This window comes from Ralstonia sp. A12 (assembly GCF_000801955.1).
Classification (GTDB): Bacteria; Pseudomonadota; Gammaproteobacteria; order Burkholderiales; family Burkholderiaceae; genus Ralstonia.
On the sequence record NZ_JSZO01000033.1, the window covers coordinates 48,867 to 75,784 of the forward strand.

The window sequence follows — 26,918 nt, forward strand, 5'->3', positions numbered from 1 at the left end:
TCCCGTATGACCACTGCCGCACCGCGCAAGAAGCGCACCGAGACCCCGTTCACACCCAGCGAGTCTGCCGTCAAATCGCTCGATGCCGCTGTCCGCTATGTGCTCGACAACGGTATCGGCGACATGTCGTTGCGGCGCGTGGCCGAGGCCATCGGCACCAGCCACCGCATGCTGATCTACCACTTCGGCTCCGCCGATGAATTCTGGGAGATCGTGCTGCGCGAGATCCGCCACCGCGAGCAGCTTGCGCGCGTGCGCATCCAGAACGACATCGATGACCCAGTGGCCGCCATTGAAGCCGCATGGGACCGCTACGCGTCGGATGCCTATCTGCCCATCATCCGGCTGCTGTTTGAGCTGTACGCACGCGCCATTCGCGAGCCCGAGCGCTTTCATGATTTTCTCGGTGACGTGGTGGACAGTTGGCTCGCGCCTGTCACGGCGCTGTTCGAAGCGCGGCTTGGCCTGCCCGCGGCCGAAGCCCGCGCCCGTGCTCGCATTCAGGTAGCGACGATGCGCGGGCTGCTGCTCGATCTCGTCACCACGGGCGATCGCAAAGGCACCACCGCTGCACTGAAGCGTTTTGCGCGGATGATCACCGCGCCCTGAGCGCTCAGGCCGTCAGCGGAAAGCCGGCATCGAAGGTGGATGCCACCTCCAGCTTCTGCTTGAGCAGGCCCGACTTCAGATAGAAATCTGCCGTGCGCTGCTGCTCGGCAATGAGCTGAGCATCGATAGGCCGCCACACTGTCTGGCGCCGTGCAAACTGCAGCCGCGCGGCCTCGGGCGCAATGCCAATGATGCGCGCCAGCGTGGCCGAATAGCTGTCGACATGCTGGTACGACCAGATCTGGGCATGCACCACACGCTGCAGGAAATCACGCAGCACATCGCGCTTCGCGGCCAAGGCGGTATCCGTAGCGGCCAGGTAGCTCAGGCCCGACCACAACCCGCGCCCGCTCACCAGCACGCGCGCATGCCCAGCGGTTTCGGCCATCGCCGTATAGGGCTCCCAGGTAGACCACGCATCGATGGAGCCGTTGACCAGGGCAAGCTTCGCGTCGGCCGGCGGCAGAAATCGGAAGTTGGCATCTTGGGCTCCAAGCCCGGAAGATTCCAGCGCCTTGAGCGCCACAAGGTGCCCGATCGAACCCCGGTTGGTCCCGATGGATTTGCCCTTCAAGTCCGCCGCCGTCTTCAAGGGTGAATCCGGGCGCACCAGCACCGCCGTGCCATAGGGGTCAGATCGGTTCGCGCCGATCAGCTTGATGCGCGTGCCGGCAGCCAGCGCAAAGATGGCTGGCGCATCGCCGATCGGCCCGAGATCCACGGCGCCCGCGTTGAGCGCTTCTGCCAGCGGCGCAGCCGCAGGAAACTCCGTCCACTGAATGTCGTAGGGCACGCCTTTGAGTGCATCCGCAGCTTCCAGCAACGCACGCAGTCCGCCCTTCTGGTCACCGGCCTTGAGCACAGGGCGTGACTGCGCCAAGGACAAGGCAGGTGCCGCCGCCAACATCAGCGCAGATTGAGTGAAACGTCGTCGAGAAATCGGCATGGTGGTCAATGAATAAAGCCGCCTTTCACATAGCGCACCGGTTCGGCGTCCATGCGGGCGATGAGTGTGTCGAGTCCCGCTGCGCGAGGCGTTTGCTCGGCGCGAGAGGCGGAGGTGCAAAGAAAATCAGCATCGGACCAGGTGGTGCCCGGTTCACCGCGTGCGCGCAGCCAGCCATTGCGATCCGCCAGCAGTTGCATGCCCGCGAACGTTTGTGGCGTGGCACCGGCAATGGCCGCAAAGATGGGCCAGGCATCCTTGCTGTCCACTACGCAGCGCGCCCGCATGGGCGGTGGTGGCGAAGGCAGCGTGCCGTCTGGCGTGACGAGTAATGTCTGGAAGCGCGGGTCTTCAAAAGGCAGTTGGCTTGCAGATGCAGCGTCGACAGCGACAACCCGCACGCGTTGTCCATCCCGCCATGCATTCAATGGTTCGGGCGAGGCGTCCGTGCAATGCACGGACAACCCCGGCAGCGCCACCGGCAACGGCCAGCCGCCTGCGCGCACACCGCCGCTGGCGGCCAGCACCTTCATGTAGTCGAGCACGGCCCAGACCTCGTTGTCGCTCAGCCGGTTGGCGACGGCCGGCATGGTGACTGCGCCTCGCGCATCCCGCATGCCGTGGGCGATATGCCAGAACAGCTCGCCATCGGCATGGCGGCCGAGTAGCGGACCGACGACGGTCGGTGGCCACCGTGTGAGTGTGGCGGCCAATGGACCCTCGCCACGACCATCTGCGCCATGGCAGCTTGCGCAAGCGGCGTTGTAGACCCGCGCGCCCTTCGCAATGGACGCCAGGGAGAACGCGGTCGGGCTGGCGTGGAAGCTGGTTGGCACGGCGGATGACAGCACCACCGCTGACGGCCACGGCGCCACCACCAATAGGCCTGCCGCAATCCCCAGCGCGACCGCACGCCAGCGACGCACCCAGATCGCCGCAAGCGCAGCAACCAATGCCAGCGCCACGGCGATCAGCGTGATGCCCACCTGTCGCGCTTGCCCGAGGTCGATCAACAGCGTTTCACCGGCAATTCGCACGCCCCAAGGCCACGCCGGCTGACCGTGCACATCGCCCGTCAGCCCCAGCGCATGCCACAGCGTCAGCAGACCTTGCTGCGCCCACTGCAGGAAGCCAAGCAACGTGTTGAGCCAGACCGTTGGCGGCGGCGGCCCGCTCATGACTGCACCTTCATCGTGGAATGTCCTGCACGTGCCCTACCAGGTCTGGCCCAAGCCGAGGTGGCCAAGCGCCTCGTGCCGCAAGGCGTTCAGGCGTGGGTCTCCGCGATGGCGTGGATAGGGCAAGTCCACCGTCAGCTCCGCCGCAATGCGTGCCGGACGCGGGCTGAAGATGATCACGCGCTGGGCCAGGAACAAGGCCTCTTCCACATCGTGCGTGACCAGCACCGTAGAGAAACGCGCACGCTGCCACAGCGCTACCAGCTCGCTCTGCATGGCCAGCCGCGTCAGGGAATCGAGCTTGCCCAGCGGCTCGTCCAGCACCAGCAACTGCGGATCGTTGACCAGCGCACGCGCCAGCGCCACACGCTGCGCCATGCCGCCCGACAGCTCGTGCGGAAACGCGCGATGAAAGCCGTTGAGGCCGACACGCTCCAGCGCATCGTCCACGCGGTCGCGCTCCGCCTTGAGCACGCCGCGCGCCTGCAGGCCAAGGGCGACGTTGTCCCACACACGGCGCCACGGATAGAGCGTCGGGTCTTGGAACACGACAACGCGTGAAGGATCTGGCTTGGTGATGGGCGCGTCGTCCTGCAAGATGCGGCCACGTGTGGGCGCTTCCAGCCCGGCAATCAACCGCAGCAAGGTGGATTTGCCGCAGCCGCTGGGCCCCAGCAGCGCGACAAACTCGCCGGGCCGCACGGTCAGGTCTACGTTGTCGAGCACCTGCAGTGGGTTGTCTCGATTGCCAAACCAATGGCTCACGCCCTGCACGTCAATGCGTGCGCCCGTGGCAGCAGGTGGCACCGCTTCAACCGGCGCTTCGCGTTCAAGCACGGCTACCATTTCAGCGTCCCCTTCTGCCAAACCAACGCACGGTCACGCACCTTGAACAGCAGGGTGATGATGCTGGAGAACAGCAGCGCCATCACAATCAGCGCCGCATACATGTTCACGTACGAAGCCCAGCCCTGCGCCCACGTCAGGTACCAGCCGAGACCGGATTTCACGCCCATCATTTCGGCCGTCACCAGCACCGTGAATGACGCGCCCAACCCCATGAACAGTCCGACGAAGACTTGCGGCAGCGCAGCCGGAATCGCCACGCGCAGCACCAGGAAGGCGTTGGACGCACCCAGCGTGCGCGCCACGTCGTAGTAGCTCTTGTTCACCCCGGCCACGCCCGACCACGTAAGTACCGCCACCGGAAAGCCCGACGCCAGCGCAATCAGGAAGGCCGCCGCCGAATAGCTCGACGGGAAGAAGTAAAACGTGATCGGCAGCAGTGCCGTGGCGGGCAGCGGCCCGAGAATGCGCAGCACCGGATGCACCCAATACCCCACCGCACGCGACCAACCGATCGACACGCCCACCAGAAACCCCGTCAGCGCGCCAAAGAAGTAGCCCAGCCCTAGCAGCTTGAGCGTGTTGACGACGCTGCCGCCCAGGCGCGCCCAGTCTTCGGTATAGACCTCGATCAACGCCTGTGGCGGGGCAAAGAACGGTGTGGGCAGAAAGCCCGACTTGGCTGTCAGCGCTTCCCATGCGCCCAGCACGATCGGCACGGCAATGAGCCAAGGCCCGAACGGCTGCAGCGCTTCCTGTGCCGAACGCAATGGCGCAAGGTACGCACCCACCGACGCCAGCACAAACAGCGCAACGCCCACCAGCAACGCGGCGATGCCCAACTCTGCCGTAAATGCCCAATCGCTAAAGCCAACCACGTGGTTGGGCCAGCGCCACGTAAGCAGGCCCAATGCCGCCCACGTGATCGCCGCCACCAGGCCGGTGCGCCACACGCGAACGTTGACTGCCGCATGGGCAAACGGATTGGCCAGCGCACCCGGCACTTCCAATGTCTGCGGGATGGTGCTCATGTCGATGCTCTCCTCTAATCGCGCCTGTCAGGCGAGCACGTTGACGTAGACGTGCTGCGCCAGCCGCTGCGGGTCGGTGGTCTTCTTGATGACGCCGATGCGACGGAAGTCCTCCGCATAGAAGGCGATCTCGTCGCGCAGGTCGATACCGGTTGGATGGTGTGTATACGTGAGCGTGGCGTAGAGCTTGCGCAGGTCTTCCGCTGCCACCTTGGGCGAGTACTTGGCAAACACCTTGGCCGCCTCGTTCGGGTTCTCGTTGACGAAATCGGTTGCCTGCACGATGGCGCGCGCCAGGCCGGAGGCCGTCTGGCGGTCATTGCGCACCAGCTCGCCGCGTGCGCCGATCACGCAGCAGACCTTGCGTGCGTACTCGCCAGAGAGGTTGGTCGCCAGTTCCACGTAGGCGCCGTTGGTGCGCTTCTCCAGCAGGTAGAGGTTCGGATCGCCGTCGGCAATGGCCTGGATCTCGCCCTTGTCCACCGCCACGCCCAACAGGTCAGCTGGGTACTGGCGCCAGGTGATGTCGCGGTCCGGGTCAATGCCGTTCTTGGCCAGCAGGATGGTGAAGAAGTGCTTGCCCGGCGCAGCCAGGTCGCTCACGCCCACGGTCTTGCCCTTGAGCGCCTGCAGGTTGGTCACACCCGCTGCCTTGGAACCGACCAACCGCACGCAACCGCCGTGCGAGCTGCCGATGATCTTCACGTCAAAGCCCGCTTCCAACGGCTTGAGCCAACGGTGGATCATCCCCACCGCGGCATCGGCCTTGCCGGTGGCGATGGACTCGAGCAACTGATCGGTCGATCCGCTGTAGTTGATCAGGTCGACTTGCAGGCCGTTCTTCTCGAAGAAACCGCGCTCCTGCGCCACCACGATGGGCGTCAGGCAGAACGAGTTCTGGTTCCACGCAAAGGTCAGCTTGCGCTGCTGGGAATAGGCCTTGCGGCCCAGAATCAACGCCGGTGCGGCCAGCGCCGTGGCGGCGGCCGCGTGCAGTACCTTGCGGCGCGAGATGCCCGCCTTGTCTTGGCTCATTGAATGCTCCCCGTATGGTGATGCGTTGGATGTGTTGTGGTCTGCTCAGTCAAGCACGTCCGGCTCTGCGGCAATCAGGCCTGCGTACAGGCTCTCGAACGCATGCAGCGCGCCTTCGGGGCCGCCCACCTGGCTATGCGTGTAGCGCGCGGTGGCGGCGTCAATCGGCTGCGGCTTGCCGGCGGCTTCGGCCAGCAGTTGGGTGTGCGCGGCGTTGTCCAGCGCGATGTACCACCAGGCGGCGGCCTCCACCGTCGGGCCGGCGGTGAGGATGCCGTGGTTCTTCAGGATCACGCCCTTGTGCGTGCTGCGGTCGGGCTTGGTGAGCGCGCGTGCGATGCGCTCTCCTTCGCTGGCATCGACCACCATGCCGGTAAAGTCGTCAAACAGCGCGTGGTCTTCATAGAACGAGCAGGCATCCTGTGTGAGCGGATCAAGCGGCCGCCCCAGCGTCGACCACGCCTTGCCATACGTCGAATGCGTATGCGCTGCCGCCACGATGTGCGGGTGTGCTTCGTGAATCGCCGCATGAATGGCGAACGCTGCCTTGTTGAGCGGGCGGTTGCCAATGACCGTTTCCCCCTGCGCATTGACGAGCAACAGGTCCGACACCTTGATACGTGAAAAATGCACGCCCAGCGGGTTCACCCAGAAGTGGTCCGGCAGCTCCGGATCACGCGCCGTGATATGCCCCGCCAGCCCAAGGTCGAAGCCATGCCGCGCAAAGATGCGAAAGGCGGCGGCCAGACGCTCCTGCCGATGGCGCCGCTCCGCTTCGATGGACGTACGCGCGGCGGGCGGATCAAACCAGAACTTCTGTTGGGGTGATGGATTCAGCCTGAGGGAGGAAGAAGCCGGCCGCTCGATGGAGATGACTGTACTCATGCCGCGTCCTCAGGCCGCCTTGCGCTGTGCGTCGCGCTGCGCCACCAGCTCGCGCACACGCGGGATGAGCGTGCGGCCGTAGTCGACAACGTCTTCCAGCGGATCAAAGCCGCGGATCAGGAAGGTCGTGACGCCCAGGTCGTAGTAGTCGAGCAGCGCGTCGGCTACCTGTTCGGGCGTGCCGACCAGTGCCGTGGAGTTGGAGCGCGCACCGGTTTCGCGGGCGATGGCCGTCCACAGGCGCTTGTCTACGCGATCGCCCTGCTCGGCCGCGGCCAGCAGGCGACGCGCGCCCTCGCTCTGTTGCGGTCCGCCACGGCTGTAGCCCTGCTGCAGGCGCAGCGCACGGGTGCGTTCGAGAATGCGTTCGGCACGGGCCCAGGCCGCATCTTCCGTGTCCGCCAGAATGGGCCGGAACGACACCGAGAAGCGGATGCTGCGTCCGTGCCTGGCCGCCTCTGCTCGCACACGCGTGGTGAGTTCACGCACCTGGTCGAGCGATTCACCCCACAGGGCATACACATCGGCGTGCTTGCCCGCCACCTCCACCGCCACGTCCGATGCGCCGCCAAAGTAGATCGGCACGTGCGGCTTTTGCGCGGGCTTCACCTCCGAGAAGCCTTGCTCAAAGCGATAGAACTGGCCTTCGTGATCGAACGGCTCGGCCGCAGTCCAGATGCGGCGCAGGATGCCGAGGTATTCATCCGTGCGGGCGTAGCGTTGGTCGTGGTCAAGATAGTCGCCGTCGCGGCGCTGCTCGCTGTCGGAGCCACCCGAGATGAAGTGCACCCCCAGGCGCCCACCCGTGAATTGATCCAGCGTTGCAATCTGGCGTGCGGCCAGTGTCGGGTTCGTGAAGCCGGGCCGATGCGCCAGCATGAAGTGGATGCGCTCGGTCAGTGCCGCCGCATACGAGATCGTCAACGTGGCCGATGGGCCGGTCGAATGATGCGGCACCAGAATGCGGTCGAAGCCGGCCTGCTCGTGCGCCTGCGCAAAGGCCCGCACATAGTCGCGGTCGATCACCGGTCCGCTGGGCGGATGAATTTCCGATTGCTTCTGGCTCTGGATCATGCCGATGAAATCGACGCTCATGGTGGCTCGCTCCGCATATCGTTAGAAGACTGGCGAGGCTGCGTTTGTTGCACTGCATCTCGCCACGAATGCGATTGAAGTTACGTCACCACCAGCGTTGCACTAACGAATAAATTCAACGCTGCATATTCGGCATGGATCGTTCGCCGTGCGTGGCAACGCGGATACGCTGTACGGCAACATCACTTGCTTCGTGCGCCGTTTCGCCATGTCGTCCATCCCTCTGCATCGCCTGCCCACGGCACCCGAACGGCTTGCCGAGGTGTTGGCCGCAATCACGCCGCAACTGGCTGCCACGGCCGCAGAGCACGATGCGCATGGCACGTTCGCGCACGAGAACTTTGCGCTGCTACATGCTTCCGGATTGACCGCGCAAGTCATTCCGCAGGCACATGGTGGCGGCGGCGCGGACCTAGCCACGGCGCGCCGCATCATCGCGGCCGTTGCGTATGGCGACGCAGCAACTGCGCTTGTGCTGACGATGACGTATCTGCAGCATCGAGCGCTGGGCCGCGCCGATACGCGCTGGCCCGCGCATCTCCGCCAGCAAGTGTTCTCCACTGCGCTGAATGAAGGTGCCCTCATCAACGCATTGCGTGTGGAGCCCGACTTGGGGACGCCCGCACGCGGCGGCCTGCCCGGCACCGTCGCTACGCGCGTTGGTGACCACTGGCGCATCCACGGCCGCAAGCTCTACAGCACCGGCAGTCCGGCGCTGCGCTGGCTGGCAGTCTGGGCGCGGACCGATGAGGCGGAGCCTCACGTCGGCATCTTCCTCGTGCCGCGCCTGCTCCCAGACACACCCGGCATCCGTATCGAGCACACCTGGAACCACCTTGGCCTGCGCGCCTCTGGCAGCCACGACGTTGTGCTGGAAGACGTGGCCATTCCACTCGACCACGCCGTCGACATCCGGCCTGCCGCCGAATGGGCAGACACCGGTGCGCATGTCGATCAGCAGGCATGGATGGCCGTCCTGCTCGGTAGCCTGTACGACGCCGTAGCCCAGGCCGCACGCGACTGGCTCGCGCAGTTCCTGAACACACGTGCGCCGGCCAACCTTGGTGCCCCGCTGGCAACGCTGCCGCGCATGCAGGAAGCCGCTGGTGAGATTGCTGCGGCGCTGCGCACCAACCGCGTACTGCTCGACCACGCTGCCGAGGCAGCCGATGCCGGCACGCCGCTCTCCATGACCGATAGCGGATTGCTCAAGTACACCGTCACTAGCAACGCCATCCGCGCGGTCGAACTCGCCCTGCAGCTCTCTGGCAACCACGGTCTGTCGCGCCACAACCCGCTGGAGCGCCACTACCGTGACGTGCTCTGCAGCCGCATTCACACCCCGCAGAACGACTCGATCCTGCTGGCTGCAGGCCGCACTGCGCTCGGGGTTTAAGTAGACGCGGCCAGCCAAGTCCCGCAAGATGAAGCAAAACCCCACCTCAGGAACCTGCCGATGAGCACGCCTGCCCTTGCCGCTGCACCCGCGCAAACGCAGTCCATTGCGCCGCTGCGCGATTTCGTGATTGCCCTGTCCCGCCTGCTCGATCAGCAGCCGACGGAAGCGGAAATCCTCTCGCGTGCAGGCGCGCTGCTCGGCGCACTCGTCGCGCAGGACAACTGGCTGCCTGCCGAATACGCCGAGCCGCATCCCGAGCACTTCCAGCAGTTCCTGCTGCATACCGATTCCGGCGAGCGCTTCTCCATCGTCAGCTTTGTCTGGGGGCCGGGCCAGCGCACGCCCATTCACGACCACACCACGTGGGGCCTGATCGGCATGCTGCGCGGCGCAGAGTATTCGCAGCCGTTCAAGCTCGATGCCGATGGCCGCCCGCAGCCCGACGGCGCCGCCATTCGCCTGGAGCCCGGCAATGTCGAGCGCGTCTCACCGCGCGTGGGCGACATCCACCGCGTGCACAACGCGTTTGACGACCGCACGTCGATCAGCATTCACGTGTACGGCGGCAACATCGGCGGCATTCACCGCTCCGTCTATACGGAAGACGGTGAGCGCAAGCCGTTCATCTCCGGCTATTCGAATACCCACCTGCCCAATCTCTGGGACCGTTCCAAGGACACGTCTGCCACATGAGTACTGCCATCGACACCCTCGACGCCACCGACTCGCCGGTTGCCGCACCGCTGGCTGAGACCCACGTCCCCACGCTCACCTATGCTGACGTGCGCGCCGCATTGCTGGCCCGCAAGGAGATCGCCCTGGTGGATGTGCGCGAGGAAGACCCCTATGCGCAGGCGCACCCGCTGTGGGCGGCCAACCTGCCGCTCTCGCGGCTGGAGCTGGAAGCCTGGTCACGCATTCCGCGCCGGGATACGTTGATTGTTCTGTATGGCGTGCACGATGGCGTCGATCTTGCACCGCACGCTGCTGCCAAACTGGCTGAACTCGGCTACACGCGCGTCTACTTGCTGGAAGGCGGCCTGGATGGCTGGCGCGCGGCCGGCGGCGAGGTCTTCCAGGACGTGAACGTGCCCAGCAAATCCTTTGGCGAATACGTGGAGGCACAACGCCACACGCCGTCGTTCAGCGCGCAGGAGGTCAAGGCGTTGCTCGACGCCAAGCGCGACGTGGTGATCGTCGACGCGCGCCGCTATGACGAATTCCAGACCATGAGCATCCCCACCGCGACCAGCGTGCCGGGGGCGGAGCTTGTGCTGCGCATCCGCGAGCTGGCGCCGAACCCGGCCACGCAGGTCATCGTCAATTGCGCAGGGCGCACACGCAGCATCATCGGCACGCAATCGCTGGTGAATGCCGGCATCCCCAACCCGGTGGCAGCGCTGCGCAACGGCACCATCGGCTGGCTGCTGGCCGATCAGGTACTGGACCACGGCATCAACCGCCCGCACCCCGCTTCTGTTTCCGCAGAGACCCGCACCCAGGCCCAGGCCGATGCACGCACCGTGGCTGAACGCGCCAACGTGCCACGCATTACCCTGGCTGACGTTGCCAAGCTGGAAGCCCCGGATCGCACGCTCTACAAGCTGGACGTACGCACGCCCGAGGAATACGCCGCCGGCCACCTGCCCGGCTTTGCCAGCGCTCCGGGCGGGCAGCTCGTGCAGGAAACCGACCACACCACCGCCGTGCGTGGCGCCCGCATCGTGCTGACCGATGACGACGGCGTGCGCGCCGACATGACCGCTTCCTGGCTCGCGCAGATGGGCTGGGAGGTGTACGTGGTCAACCCAGTCGACGCCGGCGTGCGCAGCGCAACCGGCCCCTGGCACGCCCCCACCGCTAGCACGCCAGCCGTACGTACGGTGGATGCCCGCGCACTGGCTGGTTGGCTGGACGCCGGCGACACTGCGGTCATCGACGTCACGCGCAGCGCCAACTACGTGGCGCGGCACATTCCGGGCGCCTGGTTTGCCGTGCGTTCAGACTTGCCCGGCGCGCTCAAGCGCATTCCGCCGGTCCGCCGCTACGTGCTGACCTGTGGCTCCAGCCTGCTCGCCCGCTTTGCCGCCGTAGATCTGGCCAAGCTGACGCAAGCGGAGGTCTGGGTGCTCGATGGCGGCACGGCAGCCTGGGTGGCAGCCGGTCTACCCGTGGAATCCGGCGAAACGCACCTCGCCTCCGAGCGTATCGACCGCTATCGCCGCCCATACGAGGGCACCAATGCCCCGCGTGCAGCCATGCAAGGCTATCTGGACTGGGAGTTCGGGCTGGTCGAGCAGCTTGGGCGGGACGGCACGCACGGCTTCCGGGTCATCTGACCGGCCGCTGAGGCTCTGATCTCCGCCTTTGCCGTTCAGAACGCCGAAATTTGGGTTGCCCAACCCGGCGCATGGGGTTCTGGACGCCACGGTTGCGCCTCCGAACCCCGCTGTGGGGGTTCGGAACGCCGCGTTCGAGGTTCTGAACCCCATGGTCTGGCGTTCACAACTCGACCATCCTCGTTCTGAACTCGGCGTTTGAGGTTCTGAACGCCATCGGTGGCCTTCGGCGCTTGAAAGGTGGTGTTCCAAACGTGGCGCGCCCCAAAACTCACGTGCTTGCTAACCCCGCTAACAACGAGCGATAACAAAACTCGTTTTGCGCATCAGCGCGCCTTGAGTAGCATCGGGACTTCCTCGCCTGGGTTCCGACATGTCTCCCTTGATCGTGGTCTGCCTGTTCATCACCTACGTGGTGTGGGGCACGACCTATCTCGCCATCCGTTTTGCGCTGACCGATCTGCCGCCCTTCCTGATGATGGGCTCGCGGTTTCTGGCGGCAGCGGCGCTGCTCGCCCCCTTGGTCCTCCTGCGCCAACGCGAACGGCCAAGCTGGCGCCAGGTGCGCAACTGCGCGCTGATTGGCGCCTTCATGCTGGTGGGCGGCATGGGCATGACGGCCGTGGCCGAACAGACCATCTCTTCCGGCGCCACCACGGTGATGATCGCGTCGATGCCGCTGTTCTCCACGCTGTGGACGTTGCTGGCGGGCGGCCGCTTGCGTGCGTATGAGATTGGTGCGATTGCACTGGGCAGCCTCGGTATTGCGGTGCTGTTCCACGGTGCGGAGTTCCAGGCCAGCACCGCTGGCGTACTGGCACTGACCACGGCCATTGCGTCGTGGTCGTTCGGCTCGCAGCTCTCCAAGCGCATCGATATGCCCAAGGGCACAACGGCCTTTGTGCTGGAGATGGCCTTTGGCGGCGTGGCGCTGGTGCTGCTCAGCCTGATCGTGGGAGAGAAGTGGCCGCACAGCATCGGCCTGCACTCGGCGCTGGCGTGGGGGTACCTGGTTGTGTTCGGCTCGGCCATTGCCTTCACGGCCTATATGGCGCTGGTGGAGCGCGTATCCACCGTCATGGCGACGAGCTATGTCTACGTGAACCCACCCATCGCCCTGCTGATGGGCGCATGGCTGGCCGATGAGCACGTCGCGCCGCAAACGCTGGGCGCCACGGGCATCATCCTGGCGGCCGTGGTGGTGCTGACGGCCGGCGCCACGCGGGCGGCCCGGCGCGCAACCGCCTGAGCCCTATCCCACGAACGATGAAGGCTGCTGGTCAGAAGGTACGGCGTCGCCCTCAGGTGCGATGTCGGAGGCAGCCTCATCGATGCCATCCAAACGCCTGAGCCACTGCGTCAGCGGTGCTGCCTCCAGCGGGCGCGAGAACAGATAGCCTTGCCCCAGATCACAACCGGCACGGCGCAGCAGCGCCAGTTGTTCGGGGTCTTCCACACCTTCAGCCACCACCTCCATCTTCAGGCTGTGGGCCATGGCGATGACCGCGCCGGCAATCGCCTCGCCGTCGCCCGGCATGCGCTGCACAAAGCTGCGGTCAATCTTGAGCTTCTGGATCGGGAAGCGCTGCAGATACGCCAGCGACGAATACCCCGTCCCGAAATCGTCGATCGACAGGCTGATGCCCGCCATATGCAGCGCTTCGAGCAACGCGATGTTGGCCTCGATGTCTTCCATCAGCACGCTTTCGGTAATCTCCAGCTCCAGCATGTGCGGCGGCAAGCCCGTCTCGGCCAGCACGTTGAGCACGTTCTGCACCAGCGCCGGATCACGTGCCTGCCGCGCCGACAGGTTGACCGACACGCGCAGCGTGGCGCCGTCTTCCCGCATCCAGCGCACAGCCTGCTCACACGCCGTGCGCAGCACCCACAGGCCCAGCGGCACGATCAGGCCGGTTTCTTCCGCCACGGCGATGAACTCGCCCGGGCCGATCAGGCCAATCTCCGGATGGCGCCAGCGCACCAGGGCTTCCACGCCATGCACATGCGAGGTGGGAACCGCTGCGCCGTCCGTATCCAGCCCTTGCAAGCGAACCTGCGGCTGATACGCCAGCAGCAGTTCTTCACGGTCGAGCGCGCGGCGCAGGTCGGCTTCCACGCGCAGGCGGCGGCGGGCCTGCTGGTCCATCTCGGACGTGAAGCTGGCCGCAGCGTTCTTGCCACGGTTCTTGGCGTAGTACATCGCCGTGTCGGCGTTGCGCGTGAGGGCCTGCACGTCGCGGGCGTCATGCGGATACAGGCTCACGCCCACGCTGGCCGTCACGTAGATCTGGTGCAGATCCAGCGCAAACGGCGCAGCCAGCGCGGCGAGAATGCGCTTGGCCAGGCCATCAGCCAGTTCAGCGGCATCCGACGGGGTAATCGATGCGCGCCCGGACAGCTCGGCAATGATGGCGAACTCATCTCCGCCGATGCGGCACAGCACGGCACGCAGGTTGGCTTGTTCGATGACCTCGTTCAGGCGGCGAGCCACCTGGCGCAAAAGGCGGTCCCCATTGTTGTGGCCCAGCGTGTCGTTGACCACCTTGAAGTTGTCGAGATCCAGCAACAGCAGGCCTACCGCGCCCGACTGGCCCGCGCGCTTGAGCGACACCTGCAGCCGTTCGTTAAAGGCGTGCCGGTTGGGCAGCTCCGTTACTGAATCGATGTGGGCGAGATAGTCGAGGTGGGCCTCGGCCTGCAGCACTGCCCGGCGCATGCGGGCGATCACCAGATAGGCGACGCCCATCGCGCCAATGCCTACCGATACCGTTAGCACGGCATAGCCGAGCAACTGCATGTACAGGTCGACCAGGCTGGAGCGGATTACCACGTAGCCGATCACGCGGCGCTCGGATTCCACCGACTCAACCACCTCCAGCGTGGTCAGCGTGGAGATGTCCTCCTCCCGCAGCATGGCGGCATCGGGCGCCCGCACGGGGGCGGCCTCGCCATGCTGATACAGCGCCAGCGGCTTGCGCAGCGCTGTGAAGATGCCGGCCGCGCGCAGCGTTGGCGATGCACCCAGCGCACCCAACGTCTCTTCGGCCGCGCGACGGTCGTTGAACAGCAGCGCCGCCACGCTGTTCGCGCCGATGATGCGTGCCTGCACGTGCACATCACGCACCAGCGCCGCGTGCAATGCAATGAACTGGAACACGATCAGCAGAAAGCCGGCAATGGTGAGCGCCGCACCAGCGCCCGCCATGTTCGCCCGCACCACGGTATGCCCCAGGCGAGGCCGTTGTGTCATCAGGGCCAGGTTCATTGCACGCTCCTTGCCAGGCGCAGCAACTGCGAGCTGAGCTGCAGACCTGCCAGCCGCGCCGCGCCCGCGTCGATGTCGAATACGACCCGGTTGTCCTGCAAGGCTAGCGCAATCATCGGCGTGAGTGCGCCCTTGTGACCGTCGCCCACCGTCAGTACCGGGCTAGCCGGGTCCAGGCGGACGCTACCGGATGACTGTGCCCCCAGCACCAGCAGATGGCAGCCGGCAACGGCGCCATCGTTGATCTTTCGGATTTCCAGCCGGTGTCCGCGCACGGGTTTTCCTGTCAGTTTTTCCAAGGCTGCCTGCAACGGGTGCTCGGCAGTCACGCACACCACCATCGGGGCGCCCGCCTGCATGGCGTCAGTCGGCCAGCTGGTGAACAGCGCAAAGTTGTAGATGAAGGCCGCCTTGATCTGAACTTCGCTGGCCTGCATCTGCGCATAGGTGGCCCGCATCCATGCCACCGTTGCCAGCACCACGGCCAACACCGCGCACAGCCGGCGCAAGCGCTGGCTCGTGGCACGACGGAGGTGGGCGCGCAGTGCGTTCATCGGAAGGTGTAGGTGAGCTTCAGGCGAAACGTACGGCCGTCCTGCTGGACGGCGGGCATCAGCACCTCCGGTCCGGCCGGGTCGGCATAGCGCCGGTCGAACAGGTTGTAGAGACTGGCCGACATCTCCAGATTGGGCGCCAGCCGGGTCGCCAGCAAGGTCAGGTTGGCAATCCAGTAACCGCCCACGCTGCCCGACGTCGTCAACCGGTTGCTGATGTACTGCGCCTCCAGCCCGGCGCGCCAGTCACTGCGCCACAGCGGCGTGGTGGCGTTGAGCTTGAGCATGTGGCGCGGGGAGTCGCTCAGCGTCTGGCCGGTGGTGGCGTCTTCCGAGTGCTGGAAGCTGTAGCTCGTGCGCAGGCGTGTGCCGCCGGGCCAGTTCTGTTCGTAGCCGAGTTCTGCACCGCGCGTACGCACACGCGCCACATTGCTGAAGTACAGCAACCCGGTCGCAGGGTCTTCGCTCTGGCTGATCAGGTTGGAAACGTTGTTCTGAAACACCGACAGCGTTGCCTTGCCGCCGGCGCTCACCTGCTGCTCCAGCACCGCTTCATATGTGCGGATGCGCTCGGCAACGAGGCCCGTGTTGACCTGCTGGCCACCCAGGGATGCGGTCTGGTAGTTCAGCTCGTAGTCGTTGGGCGCACGGTAGGCCATCCCGTAGATCGCCTTGACGGTCGTGGTGGGCGCAGCGTGCCAGATCAGGCCCACGCGCGGGCTGAAGATGCCCGGCGCAAAGCTGGTGTGGTCGTAGCGCAGGCCGGTATCCAGCACCCAGTTCTGGTTGAGCGCGAACTGGTCTTGCACATAGATGCCGACGCGGTTGTTGTTGCGGTGGTCATCCAGGTAGCTGAAGTACGGGGTGACGTCAAAATTGCGCATGGCATCGCGGTAGTCGCGCTGCAATTCCGTGCCGATCGCGAGCGTGTGGCGATCAAAGCGGCGCGTCACGAGCTTGAGCTCGGCGCCGTACCAGGCGGAGTCGTACCAGTCGCGGTTCTCGGTCACCGGCGGATAGTCGTAGACGTAGTGGCCCTGCGATACGTAGCGGCCCCAGTACAGCCGCGCCGAGACATCGGTGGCATCGTCCAGCGCGTGCTGCCACGTACCGTTGAGCATCTGGCGCGTGTCGATGCTGCGCGAGCGCTGGTCATTGAAGAATTGGTCGTACGGTGCGGTGGGCGTGCCCTTGGTGCGGTCCGCATAGCCGAAGGTCAAACCGAACTCGCCAAAGCTACCCTTGGCAAACAGCCGCTTGCTGCGGTCGAAATCCATGCCGCGCGCAACGCCGTCGCTGACACCGGGCTGGTTGAACTGCGAGAAGTACAGGTCACGACCCGGCGCGTCGTTCACGCTGGCTGAGAGCAGCCATTCGGCGCCGTTCTCTGCACGGTTGCCCCAGGTCACGCGGCCATCGCGCGCATTGGCGCTGCCGGTGGCGCCGCTGACCTGCACACCGCCAATGTCCCGCCCGCGCTTGGTGATGATGTTGATCACGCCAAACAGCGCATTTGAGCCATACGCTGCGGAGCCGGCGCCGGGCACGTATTCCACACGGTCGATCAGGTCGACGTTGAGCAGTGCATCGGTGCCCACCGCGGCTTCGTCAAAGATGGAGTCGTTGGTGCGGTAGCCATCGATCAGCAGCAGGAAGCGCGTGTCGTAATCGCCCGGACGCAGGAAGCCGCGTGCGCCCAGCGAGGCGTAGTTGCGGTCGTAGTTGGTGTACAGCCCCGGCAGGCTGCCCAGGATGTCGGCCAGCGTGCGCCAGCCGTAGGTCTTGATGTCCTCGGCGGTGATCACCTGCACATTGGCGGGTGCCTCATTGGCCGCTTCGGCATACTTGGATGCCCCGGTCACCACCCGCACCTGCATCAACTGCTCGATGGGCAGCTCGGTCAGATCGCTCACGTCGGTTCCCGCATAGACGAAGGCTGGTACCAGCAGAAGTGCCAGCGCAAACATTTGCGCATTGCCGATCCACCTGAAATTCCGCAAAAGCAGGCGCAACAACAACGCAAATGGAACCAGGGCACGCACGTGCTTTCGGGGGCCGTGGGGGACACGGCAGACCAGCGCACGCGCTATCACAACTAGGGGCGACATCGGCAGACCAGCAGAACCGATCACGTCTCTGGAGGACGTTCAACGGGATTTCAATCGTTCTGCTCTAAAACGGAGGGCGGCGGCGGTTCTTTACCCCTCCCGTGGGCGGGAGGACACAACGTCGCGCTTGTGGTGTGCAGCGGGTGCTGCACACGAGCGTGAAAACTCAGCGGCGGCGCTTGCGCAGGCGCTCGATGGCAGCCAGTTGGGCTACGGCCTCTGCCAGTTCCGCCTGGGCACGGGCGTAGTCGATCTTGCTGTGGCTGTTCTGCATGAGTTCTTCGGCGGCCTTGCGTGCCTGCTGGGCCTTGACCTCGTCCAGGTCACGCGCACGCACGGCGGTGTCGGCCAGCACGATCACCTGCTCGGGCTGCACGTCGACAAAGCCGCCGGCCACGAACAGGATCACCTCTTCATCGTTTTCCAAGGTGACGCGCACGGTGCCGGGGCGCAGGCGCGTGAGCAGGCGTTCATGGCCGGGCAGGATGCCCAGCTCGCCCTCGGTGCCGGGAATGACCACGAACTTGGCTGTGCCTTCGTACAACCGTTCTTCTGCCGTCACGACATCGACCTTCAGCACCGGCATGGTGTCTCCTGTTCCTGTATTGCGCGCACTGGCTCACAAGGTAGCACGATGTGCGCCCAGCGCCCTACCCCTATCACACCACGTCGGCTCGGCACGGCCCTCTGCCCCGCGCTGCCCGGCCGCTTCGTAAGGTTCCACAGTGTGAAGCGTCATAAAGGCTCTCTACACTGTGCCGCCAAATAGCAAATGAAATGCAGAGGAAATACAAGCATGCTGGGCGATCTGTTGATGTCGTTCTTCGAGGTGGCCCGCCAGGGCAGCGTGACGGGCGCCGCCAAGCGCCTGCGCCTGTCACAGCCCACCGTGACCGGACGCATCCGCCAACTGGAAGAGATGTACGGTGTGGAGTTGTTCCACCGCCGCGGCAGCCGGCTGGACCTGTCTGACCTGGGCGTGAGCCTGATGCCCATTGTCGAGCGCCTTGCCCAGCAGGAAGGCGACGTCGATTTTCTCCTGCGCAATGCCGGTGACCTGCGTACCGGCAACCTGCGCGTGGGCGCCACCGGCCCCTACTACATCCTGCCCAGCGTGGCTGCCTTCCGCGCCCGCTACCCGACCATCGAGATCACCATCGAGTTCGGCAACTCGCAGCAGATGCTCGAGGCGCTGTCCGAGGTCCGTATCGACCTGGCCGTCTCGTCGCACGCGGTGGACGATGAGCGCCTGCACCGGATCACCCTGGCTGACGACACGATGGTGCTGGTGGTACCGCTGGACAGCCCGCTGGCGCGCCGCCCGCACGTAACGCTGGATGACATTGCCGGCTGCCCGTTGCTGATGCGCGAGCCGGGCTCCGTCACCCGCCGCGTGACCGAAGACGCTCTGGCCGCCGCCGGCATCGAGCCCGCCAGCATGAGCATCATCGGCAGCCGCGAGGCCATCTATGAGGCCATCAGCCTGGGGCTGGGCAGCAGCATCGTGCCGGCCCGCGAGGCGCCGCGCCGGCCCGACGTGCGTGTGCTGCCGTTTGCCGCCAACGCGCCGGTCATCCACGAATACCTGTACTTCCTGAAAGAGCGCAAGGATTCACGGCTGGTGCGCAGCTTCCTTGATTGCCTGGACAAACATCCTCCGAAGAAAAACGCCGATGCGTTCATCGCCAAAGTTCTGGCGATGGACACAACCGCGACGCGTTGAAGCAGTAACCTCGCGGCTTTCCAACTGCCGCTGCTGCCCGTTGTATGCAATCGCTTGCCCTGTTCGACCTGGACCACACCCTGCTGCCCATCGACAGCGAATACGAATGGGGCCGCTTCCTGGTGGCCCAGGGCGCCGTCGATCGCGAGGCCTTTGAGCAGGCCAACGAGCGCTGGATGCGCGAGTACCGCGAGGGCACGCTCGACTTTGCACGCCATGCACGCTTCTCGCTCGGGCTGCTGGCGCAGCATCCGCGCACGCGGCTGGATGCATGGCGCGCGACTTTCATGCGCGACGTCATCCAACCGGCCATGCTGCCGCGCGCTAGGAAACTGGTGGATACGCACCTGCACGCAGGCGATCTCTGCTGCATCGTCACCGCCACGCACCGCTACCTGACCGAACCGATTGCCGCCGCCTTCAACGTGCCGCACCTGCTGGCGGTGGAAGGCGAGATGGTGGGCAATCAGGCTGACAGCAACTTCACCGGCAACCTGGTCGGCACGCCAAGCTTCGGCGCCGGCAAGATCGTGCGCGTGACGGAATGGCTCGCGCAGCGGGGCCAGCGCATGGCGGACTTCTCCCGCACCGTGTTCTACAGCGATTCACGCAACGACCTGCCGCTGCTGGAAACCGTTTCCCACCCCATCGCCATCAGCCCTGACGACACCTTGCGCGGCGTGGCAGAAGCACGCGGCTGGCCGGTGGTTGAACTATTCGCAGCTTGAAATGAAAACGCCCGCACGGCAAAAACCGTACGGGCATTCTTTCTTGGGTGACGTGACTGACGTCAGGCCGTGGCCGTCGCAGGCAATGTCGCCGGCGGTGTCCACTGTGGCAGTGCCGTGCCATCCACCAGCGCGTCGACATGGCGATGCGCCAGTGCGGGGCCCACGCTCATGCCAATGCCGCTGTGCATTAGCGCGACGGTGGTGCGGTCATCGATGCGGGTGATCGAGAACGCGCCGCTGCCGGGCACATGGCACTTGGCGCCATACACGCCTTGCCAGCGTTCCACCACGCGCAGCTTGCTACCGAAGGTATCGCGCGCCAGGTCCAGCATGATGTTGTCGACCGACTCGGCATTGAACGGGCGAGCGTCCTGGCCGTAGTCGTGCGAATCACCAACGATCCAGTCGCCATACGGCGTCGGGCTCACCAGCAGGTGAATGCCGTGGCGTTGCAGCTCGGGGCGTTGATGCTCGATCTGCATGGCCAGCGCTTGGGCGGTCGGCAGATCGGCAAAGGCGCCGTAGTGCGTGCACGACAGACCAGTCAGCACCGCGTGTTCCAGCTGGAAGCCGTCTTCGGGCGTCACACGCAGCATCTGCAGGCGGCACACCTGCGGTTGCAGCGCACGCAGTTGATCCGCGCACAACGTCTGGTAGTCGTGGCCACTGCAGACGATCACGCGCTGCGCATTGCACACGCCTGCCGTCGTCTCCAGCCGGCCGCCGTCCACATGGCGCACGAGCGTGCCGAAGTGGAAGCGCACGCCTTGCGCGGCAAGCCATGCAGCCAGCGCCGGAATGGCTTCACGCGAATAGAGCTGCACGTCATCAAAGCCTTGCAGCGCCGCGCGGTGGCGTGCGAAGCGGCCGTCGTACAGATTGGCCAGTTCAGCGCCGCGCAGCAGTTTGACGTTGTAGCCAAACGCCGGCGCACGGGTGGACATGAACTCGTCCAACACGGCGTCTTCCGCGCTGTTGCGGGCGAACAGCAGCGCACCCTTGGCGCGCGCAAAGATGCCGGCCTTGTCGGCCCAGTCGAGGTATAGCGCACGGCTTTCACGCGCCAGGTCGAGCATGATGCCGGGCGGCTGGCCGGTCACCAGCATCTGGCCGAAGTTGCGGATGGAGGCACCCACGGCAATGTCGCTGCGCTCGAACACCGTCACGCGCAGGCCGCGCTTGACGGCGGCAGCGGCATGCGCCAAGCCCAAAATGCCAGCCCCGACAATGGCGACGTCGGTGCTGGCATCCAGGCCCCCTTGAGTTGCGGGAGCGTCAGTCACTTACTTCTTCTCCGACTTGCCGTCGTAGCGCTTGGTCCACTCGGCGAGGATGCGGTCACGGTTGGCGCTGGCCCACGTGAAGTCGTTCTTGATCAGGCGCTTCTCGTAGTCGGCTGGCAGCAGCGGATCCGGCTTGGAGAAGCCCGGCGTGGCGACCACGGCAAAGTTCTTCTCGTACAGCGCCATCGCAGCCGGGCTTGCCGAAAAGTCAGCCAGCTTCTTGGCGGCGTCCAGGTTCTTGGTGCCCTTCATGATGCCGGTGGCTTCCACGTCCCAGCCCAGGCCTTCCGACGGCAGCACGATGTCGATCGGTGCGCCTTCCTTCTTCGACTTCACAGCGCGGTATTCAAACGCGATACCGATCGGGAACTCGCCCGAAGCGGCCATCTTGCAAGGCTTGGAGCCCGAGTGCGTGTACTGACCGATGTTCTTGTGCAGGGCGTCCATGTAGTCCCAGCCCTTCTGCTCGCCCTGCATCTGCAGCCAGGCGCTCACGTCCAGGTAGCCCGTGCCCGACGAAGCCGGGTTCGGCATGACGATCTTGCCGGCGTACACGGGCTTGGTCAGGTCAGCCCACGAGGTCGGCTTCGGCAGGTGCTGTTTTTCGGCTTCGACCGTGTTGAAGCAGATGGCGGCGCCCCAGGCGTCCATGCCCACCCATGCCGGCGGGTTGGCCTTGTCGCGGTACGTGGCGCCGATCTTCGGCAGGTCAGCCGGTGCATACGGCGTCAGCATGCCTTCCTTGTCCAGGATGGCCAGGCTCGATGCGGCCAGGCCCCACACCACGTCAGCGCGCGGGTTGTTCTTCTCGGCCAGCAGCTTGGCGGTGACGACGCCGGTGGAGTCGCGCACCCACTTGATTTCGATGTCCGGATTGACCTTCTCGAAGGCGTCTTGGTACGCCTTCACTTGGTCAGCTTCCAGCGCCGTGTACACGGTCAGCGTGGTCTTGGCAAAGGCCACGGAAGCCGTTGAGGCCAGAGCCATTGCAGCGGCGGCAGCCAGGAGGGAAAGACGTTTCGTCATGGTTTCCTCGGTGTGGTGTGAAGCTAGGGTTGGAACTGCTGAAGTTACGAACACGCGTTACAAACACTGCGGCCGCTCACCGCGCGCCAGGCGTCGGTTGATATCGGCGACGACTTCGGGAAGATCGGCAATCGTGTCGATCTCGTAATGCGGACGGCAGGCGGCAAAGCCGGCAGAAATGGCGACACGATGGCGCGCACGCTCGTCGGCAGACAGCGCGGCGTATTGCGCGTACGGCAGGCCCAGCGCGTTGCCCGACATCAGCAGCGCCACCGTCCACATGCCGGCGCGGCGGCCTTCTTCGATACCGGGCACGGTGTCGTCCACCTTCACGCAGGCAGCCACATCGCCAATGGCGAGATCCACCACGCAGCGCAGTGCCTGTGCAGGCCACGGGCGGGCACGCGGCACCTCGTCGCAGGCGATCACGCAGTCGGGCGTGTAGCCGGCCTTGGCGGCCAACTCGACCACGCGGTCCATCACCACGCGTGGGTAGCCTGAGCACGTGCCGATCTTCAGCCCGGCTTCGCGCAGCGCGGCGATGGTCTCCAGCGCACCGGGAATCATTGCCGAATGCGCACCCACCTTCTCGATCTGCAGCGGCATGAAGCGGTTGTAGATGGCGGTGACGTCGTCATCGGTGGGCATGCGGCCGTGTGCCAGCGAGAAACGTGCGGCAATCGCGCCGTCGTTGCACAGCGTGCGGATGTGGTCCCACTTGCCCAGGCCCATGGGGCCGCGTGCTTCGTCCAGCGTGATAGCCACGCCGAATTCGCCAAACGCTTCCACGAAGATCTGCGTGGGGGCAAACGAACCGAAGTCCACTACGGTGCCGGCCCAGTCGAGCACGGCGGCTTCCAGGCGCAATGGCGTGGCGCCCGGGTTGACGCGGTCAGTGCCCGCCTGGCGGGCCGTGATTGGGGAGGAGTCACCCATGTTCTGCTTCCTTCATTGAGACAAATGCGTTGCTACCAATTCAATGTGAGGGGGTGCGCCAGGCCTGCGTGCGGCGTGTGACGCCGCGCGTGGCAAGCTCCAGCAGCAGCGATACGACGATCGACGTGACCAGGATCAACGTGGACATGGCCGCAGCGGGGCCGATGTCACCGGCGTCATCCATGTTCAGCACGGCCACGGAGGCCAGTACGGTGTCGGGGCTGTAGAGGAAGATCACCGCCGACACAGTGGTCATGGCCGACACGAACAGATAGCGCGCGCACGACAGCACGGCCGGCAGGCACATCGGCAACGTCACACGCCAGTAGGTGCGCAGCGCCGATACCTTGAGCGAGGCCGACACGGCTTCAAACACCGGATCCAACTGGCCCAGCGATGCCACCGACGTGAGGTGCGCGGCCGTAGCGCAGTGCATGATCGTGCAGAGCACCATCAGCGTCATGCTGCCGTACAGGCTGTTGAGCGGATTGGCCGGGTGGTTGAAGAAGAACACGTAGCCCAGGCCCAGCACGAGACCGGGCACCGCCATCGGCAGCAGCACGGCAAAGCGGATGGCCGGATGCAGCCATGCGGTGGCGCGCGTGGTGCGTGTTTTCTCGACCAACCATGCGCCGGTAAAGATGAGCCCGGTGCCAAACACGGTGGTGAGTGCGGCTAGCTTCAGGCTGTTGCGGTAGGCCAGCCAGCCGCCGCCATCCATGTTGTCGAAGTCGTAGTTGCGCAGCGACAGCTCGAGGTTGTACGGCCACAGCTTGACCAGCGATGCGCCCACGGCGGTGGCCAGCATCACCAGAATCCATCCGACCACCAGTGCGGTCAGCAGCAGATAGAGACCATCGCGCATGCGATCCGGCTGCGGGTGGTACGGCTGCGCGCGGCTGGCCAGCGCCGCATGCTGGCGGCGCTGCACAAGGCGTTCCACGGCAAAGGTGAGCAGCGCAGGCAGCAGCAGCATCAGGCCGATGACGGCGCCGCGCGCAAACTGCTGCTGGCCCACCACTGCCTTGTAGGCTTCCACCGCCAGCACTTGATAGCTGCCGCCCACCACAGTCGGCACACCAAAGTCCGTGGCGACCAGCGTGAAGACCAGGGCAAAGGCACCAAACAGGCCATAACGTGCACCCGGCAGCGTGACCGTGCGGAACGTGCGCCACGGGCTCGCGCCCATGGCACGCGCGGCGTCATACAGGCGGCCATCCGCCAGCGTGAGCGTGGAGACCAACAGCATCAGCGCATACGGGAAGGTATAGAACGCCTCGCCCAGCACGATGCCCCAGAAGCCGTAGATGTTGCTGCCGCCCAGCCAGGCCTTGAACAGCCCCTGGTTGCCGAACAGGTAGACCAGCGCGATGCCCGGCAGCAAGGACGGCGCAAATAGCGGCAGCATCGCCAGCGTGCGCATCGTGCCGCGCAACGGCATGCGCGTGCGCTGCACGGCGTAGGCAAAGACAAAGGCCAGCGGTACGACGATGGCGGCCACGCCGCTCGACACGGCCAGGGTGCGCCCCACCATGGCCAGGAAATTGGGGCCCTGCACGACATGGGCGACGAGCGCCAAGCCGTGTTCATCGGTACTGCGCGCGCTGGCGACCAGCCCCGTGGCCTGCAACAGCATCATTGCCGTGGGCAGCAGCAGACCGAGCGTCAGCAGGAGGAACCACCCCAGCTTCATGCCGGCGAGCACCGGCGCATCGGTGCGCCAGAACAACGTGCGCGCGGCTTGTGTTTGGGGAGTGGCCTTCACGACATTGACCACGTTGGCCTCGGGCGGGAGCATCGACATCACCACCTCAGGCATAGACTCGCAGGCCGTCGCGCTCCAGCGCGATCCACAGCTTGGCTTCGCCAAGGCTACTGCCGGCACCGCGCAATGCGTTCGATGCCACTTCGGCAACCAACTGCGCATTGGCCAGGCCATCGATGGCCAGCGTTACGCGCGTGCGGCTGCCCAGGTAGATCTGGTCGACCACGCGGGCCAGATGGCGGTTGGGGGCGTCGTCGTCCGGATGCAGCGTCACGGCCTCGGGGCGGCAGAACAGACGGCCGGTACCGGGTGCGGAATCTGCAAAGGCTGGATCGAGCAGCAATGGCTGACCGGCCAGCATGGGCGAGCCATCTTCCGTGCGCTCCAGCGGCAACCAGTTGGCCTGACCGACAAAGCCGGCAACAAAGCCCGTGGCGGGGTGCGTATAGATTTCCGAGGGCGAACCCGTCTGCTCGATGCGGCCGTTGGACATGACCGCAATGCGGTCTGCCATTGCCATGGCCTCGTCCTGATCGTGCGTGACCATCAGCGTGGTCACGTTCAACTTGCGCTGCAGGCGGCGCAGCTCGATGCGCAGGTGTTCTCGCACCTGGGCATCCAGCGCCGACATCGGCTCATCGAGCAGCAGCAGCGACGGCGCGGGCGCCAGCGCACGGGCCAGTGCCACACGCTGTTGCTGGCCGCCCGAGAGCTGCGACGGGTACTTCGCCTCGCTGCCGGCCAGGCCCACCAGCGCGAGCATCTCCGACACCCGCTCCTGCATGCGGGCACGGTTGCCGTTGGTGGTGTCCAGACCGTAAGCGACGTTCTGTGCGACCGTCAGGTTGGGAAACAGCGCGTACGACTGGAAGACGATGCCGTAGTCGCGCTCACGCGGCGGCAGGCTCGAAATATCGCGACCACCGGCGACGATCTGACCAGCGTCCTGCGCCTCCAGCCCCGCAATGATGCGCAGCAGGGTCGTCTTGCCGCAGCCCGACGGGCCCAGCAGGCAGACGAACTCGCCCTGCGCCACGTCCAGCGAAACGCCGTCAAGCGCGGTGAAGGCGCCAAAACGGCGGGCAACTTGCCGCACGGAGAGGAACGGTGTGGCGTTACCCGGGATCGGGTGGGAAGCAGGCTGGGGCATTGACGGGGCGGCTGAGGCAGTAGCAAAAACGGTCGCCACTGTAGCTAGCCGACATGTACCCCATGTGGCAGTTACCCCAAAAACGCCAATGCGCGCATTTCCGGATTTTTGTTCAGGTGGATGACGAAGTTACGGCCGCGGCGACCGCACTTCTGCCAGGAAGGCCGCAATCAACCGTGCCTCGCGCCGGTCTTGCAGGCAGTAGAGGTATTCGCTCAGCTCCGGCGCGCCGCCTTCGAAGGCCAGTACGCGCAAATCCGCATGGCTCGGCACCTCCTGGCGGGCGATGACGCTCACGCCCAGGTTGCGCATGATCGCCTCGCGGATGGACTCCCGGCTGCCGATTTCCACCGTGGAGGCGGCTGTCACGCCGGCCTGGGCCATCATCGTTTCGGTCATCGCCCGGGTGGTGGAGCCGACCTCGCGCACCAGCAGCCGACATTGCGACAACGCCGTCACCGGCACTGACCCGCTCGTCTGCGCGGCCAGTGGGTGGCTGCGATGGACCACCAGCACCAGCGGGTCACGGGCCAGCTCAATGCGCAGGAAGCGTGCGTCGTCCACCCGCTGCGACGACGAGGCCACGTCCACCCGGTATTCCTGCAGCGCGTCGAGCATCTGCACCGAGTTGCCGGCCTCGATGCTCACGTCGATGCCGGGGTGGCTCTGGCAGAAGCGGTCAACGATATCGAGGATGTAGTACGGCGCCGTGGCCCCAATGCGCAGGTGGCCGGAACCCATGTCGCCGGAATTGCGCAGGAAGAAGTCGATCTCGGTTTCCTGGTGTACGAGCTGGTCGACCAGCGGCATCAGCCGCACGCCGGCGTCCGACAGCGACAGCCGGCGCCCGCCGCGATAGAACAGCTCCACACCGTAGGCCTCTTCCAGCGCGCGGATCTGCGATGTGACGGTCGGTTGGGACAGCCCGAGCTGCTTGGCAGCCAGCGTGATGCTGCCCAGGCGGGCGACCATGAAGAACGATTTGAGCTGCGCGACGAGCATGAATGGGTGACG

At 65.4% G+C, this 26,918-nt stretch carries 24 protein-coding genes; 7 read left to right on the forward strand and 17 right to left on the reverse strand.

Features of this window, described 5'->3' with window-relative positions; translation table 11 throughout:
- The first annotated feature begins 6 nt into the window (after positions 1-6).
- Positions 7-609, forward strand: coding sequence for a TetR/AcrR family transcriptional regulator (locus tag PI87_RS24480; protein WP_039600329.1), 603 nt, complete (start codon positions 7-9; stop codon positions 607-609).
- 4 nt (positions 610-613) lie between these two features.
- Here the strand turns inward: PI87_RS24480 and PI87_RS24485 are convergent, their stop codons facing one another.
- From PI87_RS24485 to PI87_RS24515, 7 genes are read right to left on the reverse strand one after another with little or no spacing between them, the layout of a single operon-like run.
- Positions 614-1,555 carry an ABC transporter substrate-binding protein gene (locus PI87_RS24485; RefSeq protein ID WP_039600471.1) on the reverse strand — a complete coding sequence of 314 codons (942 nt, stop codon included), beginning with the start codon at positions 1,553-1,555 and terminating at the stop codon, positions 614-616.
- A gap of 5 nt (positions 1,556-1,560) precedes the next feature.
- Positions 1,561-2,733 (reverse strand): c-type cytochrome, encoded by a 1,173-nt coding sequence (locus PI87_RS24490; RefSeq protein ID WP_039600330.1) that lies wholly within the window; start codon positions 2,731-2,733, stop codon positions 1,561-1,563.
- 36 nt (positions 2,734-2,769) lie between these two features.
- Complete coding sequence (locus tag PI87_RS24495; RefSeq protein ID WP_039600331.1) at positions 2,770-3,579, reverse strand: ABC transporter ATP-binding protein; 810 nt, start codon at positions 3,577-3,579, stop codon at positions 2,770-2,772.
- Positions 3,573-4,610, reverse strand: coding sequence for an ABC transporter permease (locus PI87_RS24500; protein ID WP_039600332.1), 1,038 nt, complete (start codon positions 4,608-4,610; stop codon positions 3,573-3,575). Before PI87_RS24500 ends, PI87_RS24495 begins: the two co-directional genes overlap by 7 nt.
- 27 nt (positions 4,611-4,637) lie before the next feature.
- Positions 4,638-5,645, reverse strand: coding sequence for an ABC transporter substrate-binding protein (locus PI87_RS24505; RefSeq protein WP_039600333.1), 1,008 nt, complete (start codon positions 5,643-5,645; stop codon positions 4,638-4,640).
- A 45-nt stretch (positions 5,646-5,690) separates the two neighbouring features.
- Complete coding sequence (locus tag PI87_RS24510; RefSeq protein ID WP_039600334.1) at positions 5,691-6,530, reverse strand: class II aldolase/adducin family protein; 840 nt, start codon at positions 6,528-6,530, stop codon at positions 5,691-5,693.
- A 9-nt stretch (positions 6,531-6,539) separates the two neighbouring features.
- Positions 6,540-7,625 (reverse strand): LLM class flavin-dependent oxidoreductase, encoded by a 1,086-nt coding sequence (locus PI87_RS24515; protein ID WP_039600335.1) that lies wholly within the window; start codon positions 7,623-7,625, stop codon positions 6,540-6,542.
- Between the two features lie 208 nt (positions 7,626-7,833).
- On the opposite strand from PI87_RS24515, the gene PI87_RS24520 reads away from it, so the two are divergent.
- From PI87_RS24520 to PI87_RS24535, 4 genes are all read left to right on the forward strand, one after another.
- On the forward strand, positions 7,834-9,021 hold the full coding sequence (locus tag PI87_RS24520; RefSeq protein WP_039600472.1) for an acyl-CoA dehydrogenase family protein: 1,188 nt from the start codon (positions 7,834-7,836) through the stop codon (positions 9,019-9,021).
- A 60-nt stretch (positions 9,022-9,081) separates the two neighbouring features.
- Complete coding sequence (locus tag PI87_RS24525) at positions 9,082-9,717, forward strand: cysteine dioxygenase (RefSeq protein ID WP_039600336.1); 636 nt, start codon at positions 9,082-9,084, stop codon at positions 9,715-9,717.
- Complete coding sequence (locus PI87_RS24530; protein ID WP_039600337.1) at positions 9,714-11,363, forward strand: rhodanese-related sulfurtransferase; 1,650 nt, start codon at positions 9,714-9,716, stop codon at positions 11,361-11,363. The genes PI87_RS24525 and PI87_RS24530 overlap by 4 nt, the downstream gene beginning before the upstream one ends.
- Positions 11,364-11,736: 373 nt before the next feature.
- Positions 11,737-12,612, forward strand: coding sequence for an EamA family transporter (locus PI87_RS24535; protein ID WP_039600338.1), 876 nt, complete (start codon positions 11,737-11,739; stop codon positions 12,610-12,612).
- Between the two features lie 3 nt (positions 12,613-12,615).
- On the opposite strand, the gene PI87_RS24540 is transcribed toward PI87_RS24535, so the two are convergent.
- The 4 genes from PI87_RS24540 to PI87_RS24555 form a co-directional block, all read right to left on the reverse strand.
- Positions 12,616-14,628: a putative bifunctional diguanylate cyclase/phosphodiesterase gene (locus tag PI87_RS24540; protein WP_039600339.1), complete on the reverse strand. Its 2,013-nt coding sequence runs from the start codon at positions 14,626-14,628 to the stop codon at positions 12,616-12,618.
- Positions 14,625-15,182, reverse strand: a complete 558-nt coding sequence (locus PI87_RS24545; RefSeq protein WP_039600340.1) for a YfiR family protein — start codon at positions 15,180-15,182, stop codon at positions 14,625-14,627. The genes PI87_RS24540 and PI87_RS24545 overlap by 4 nt, the downstream gene beginning before the upstream one ends.
- Positions 15,179-17,149, reverse strand: coding sequence for a TonB-dependent receptor plug domain-containing protein (locus PI87_RS24550; RefSeq protein ID WP_052321743.1), 1,971 nt, complete (start codon positions 17,147-17,149; stop codon positions 15,179-15,181). Before PI87_RS24550 ends, PI87_RS24545 begins: the two co-directional genes overlap by 4 nt.
- Positions 17,150-17,456: 307 nt before the next feature.
- Complete coding sequence (locus PI87_RS24555) at positions 17,457-17,876, reverse strand: F0F1 ATP synthase subunit epsilon (RefSeq protein WP_039600341.1); 420 nt, start codon at positions 17,874-17,876, stop codon at positions 17,457-17,459.
- A gap of 210 nt (positions 17,877-18,086) precedes the next feature.
- Here PI87_RS24555 and PI87_RS24560 point away from each other — a divergent pair, with 210 nt between their 5' ends.
- Both PI87_RS24560 and PI87_RS24565 read left to right on the forward strand, forming a co-directional pair.
- Positions 18,087-19,013 (forward strand): LysR substrate-binding domain-containing protein, encoded by a 927-nt coding sequence (locus PI87_RS24560; RefSeq protein WP_039600342.1) that lies wholly within the window; start codon positions 18,087-18,089, stop codon positions 19,011-19,013.
- Positions 19,014-19,057: 44 nt separating this feature from the next.
- Complete coding sequence (locus PI87_RS24565; RefSeq protein WP_039600343.1) at positions 19,058-19,741, forward strand: HAD family hydrolase; 684 nt, start codon at positions 19,058-19,060, stop codon at positions 19,739-19,741.
- Between the two features lie 62 nt (positions 19,742-19,803).
- Here the strand turns inward: PI87_RS24565 and PI87_RS24570 are convergent, their stop codons facing one another.
- From PI87_RS24570 to PI87_RS24595, 6 genes are all read right to left on the reverse strand, one after another.
- Complete coding sequence (locus PI87_RS24570; RefSeq protein WP_039600344.1) at positions 19,804-21,027, reverse strand: TIGR03364 family FAD-dependent oxidoreductase; 1,224 nt, start codon at positions 21,025-21,027, stop codon at positions 19,804-19,806.
- Positions 21,028-22,053: a putative 2-aminoethylphosphonate ABC transporter substrate-binding protein gene (locus PI87_RS24575; protein WP_039600345.1), complete on the reverse strand. Its 1,026-nt coding sequence runs from the start codon at positions 22,051-22,053 to the stop codon at positions 21,028-21,030. It lies immediately after the preceding gene.
- A gap of 57 nt (positions 22,054-22,110) precedes the next feature.
- Positions 22,111-22,989 (reverse strand): phosphonoacetaldehyde hydrolase, encoded by an 879-nt coding sequence (gene phnX, locus PI87_RS24580; protein ID WP_039600346.1) that lies wholly within the window; start codon positions 22,987-22,989, stop codon positions 22,111-22,113.
- A 40-nt stretch (positions 22,990-23,029) separates the two neighbouring features.
- Positions 23,030-24,793 (reverse strand): putative 2-aminoethylphosphonate ABC transporter permease subunit, encoded by a 1,764-nt coding sequence (locus tag PI87_RS24585; protein WP_039600474.1) that lies wholly within the window; start codon positions 24,791-24,793, stop codon positions 23,030-23,032.
- 7 nt (positions 24,794-24,800) lie between these two features.
- Positions 24,801-25,904: a putative 2-aminoethylphosphonate ABC transporter ATP-binding protein gene (locus PI87_RS24590; protein WP_232314085.1), complete on the reverse strand. Its 1,104-nt coding sequence runs from the start codon at positions 25,902-25,904 to the stop codon at positions 24,801-24,803.
- A gap of 129 nt (positions 25,905-26,033) precedes the next feature.
- Positions 26,034-26,906, reverse strand: coding sequence for a LysR family transcriptional regulator (locus PI87_RS24595; RefSeq protein WP_039600348.1), 873 nt, complete (start codon positions 26,904-26,906; stop codon positions 26,034-26,036).
- Positions 26,907-26,918 lie beyond the last annotated feature (12 nt).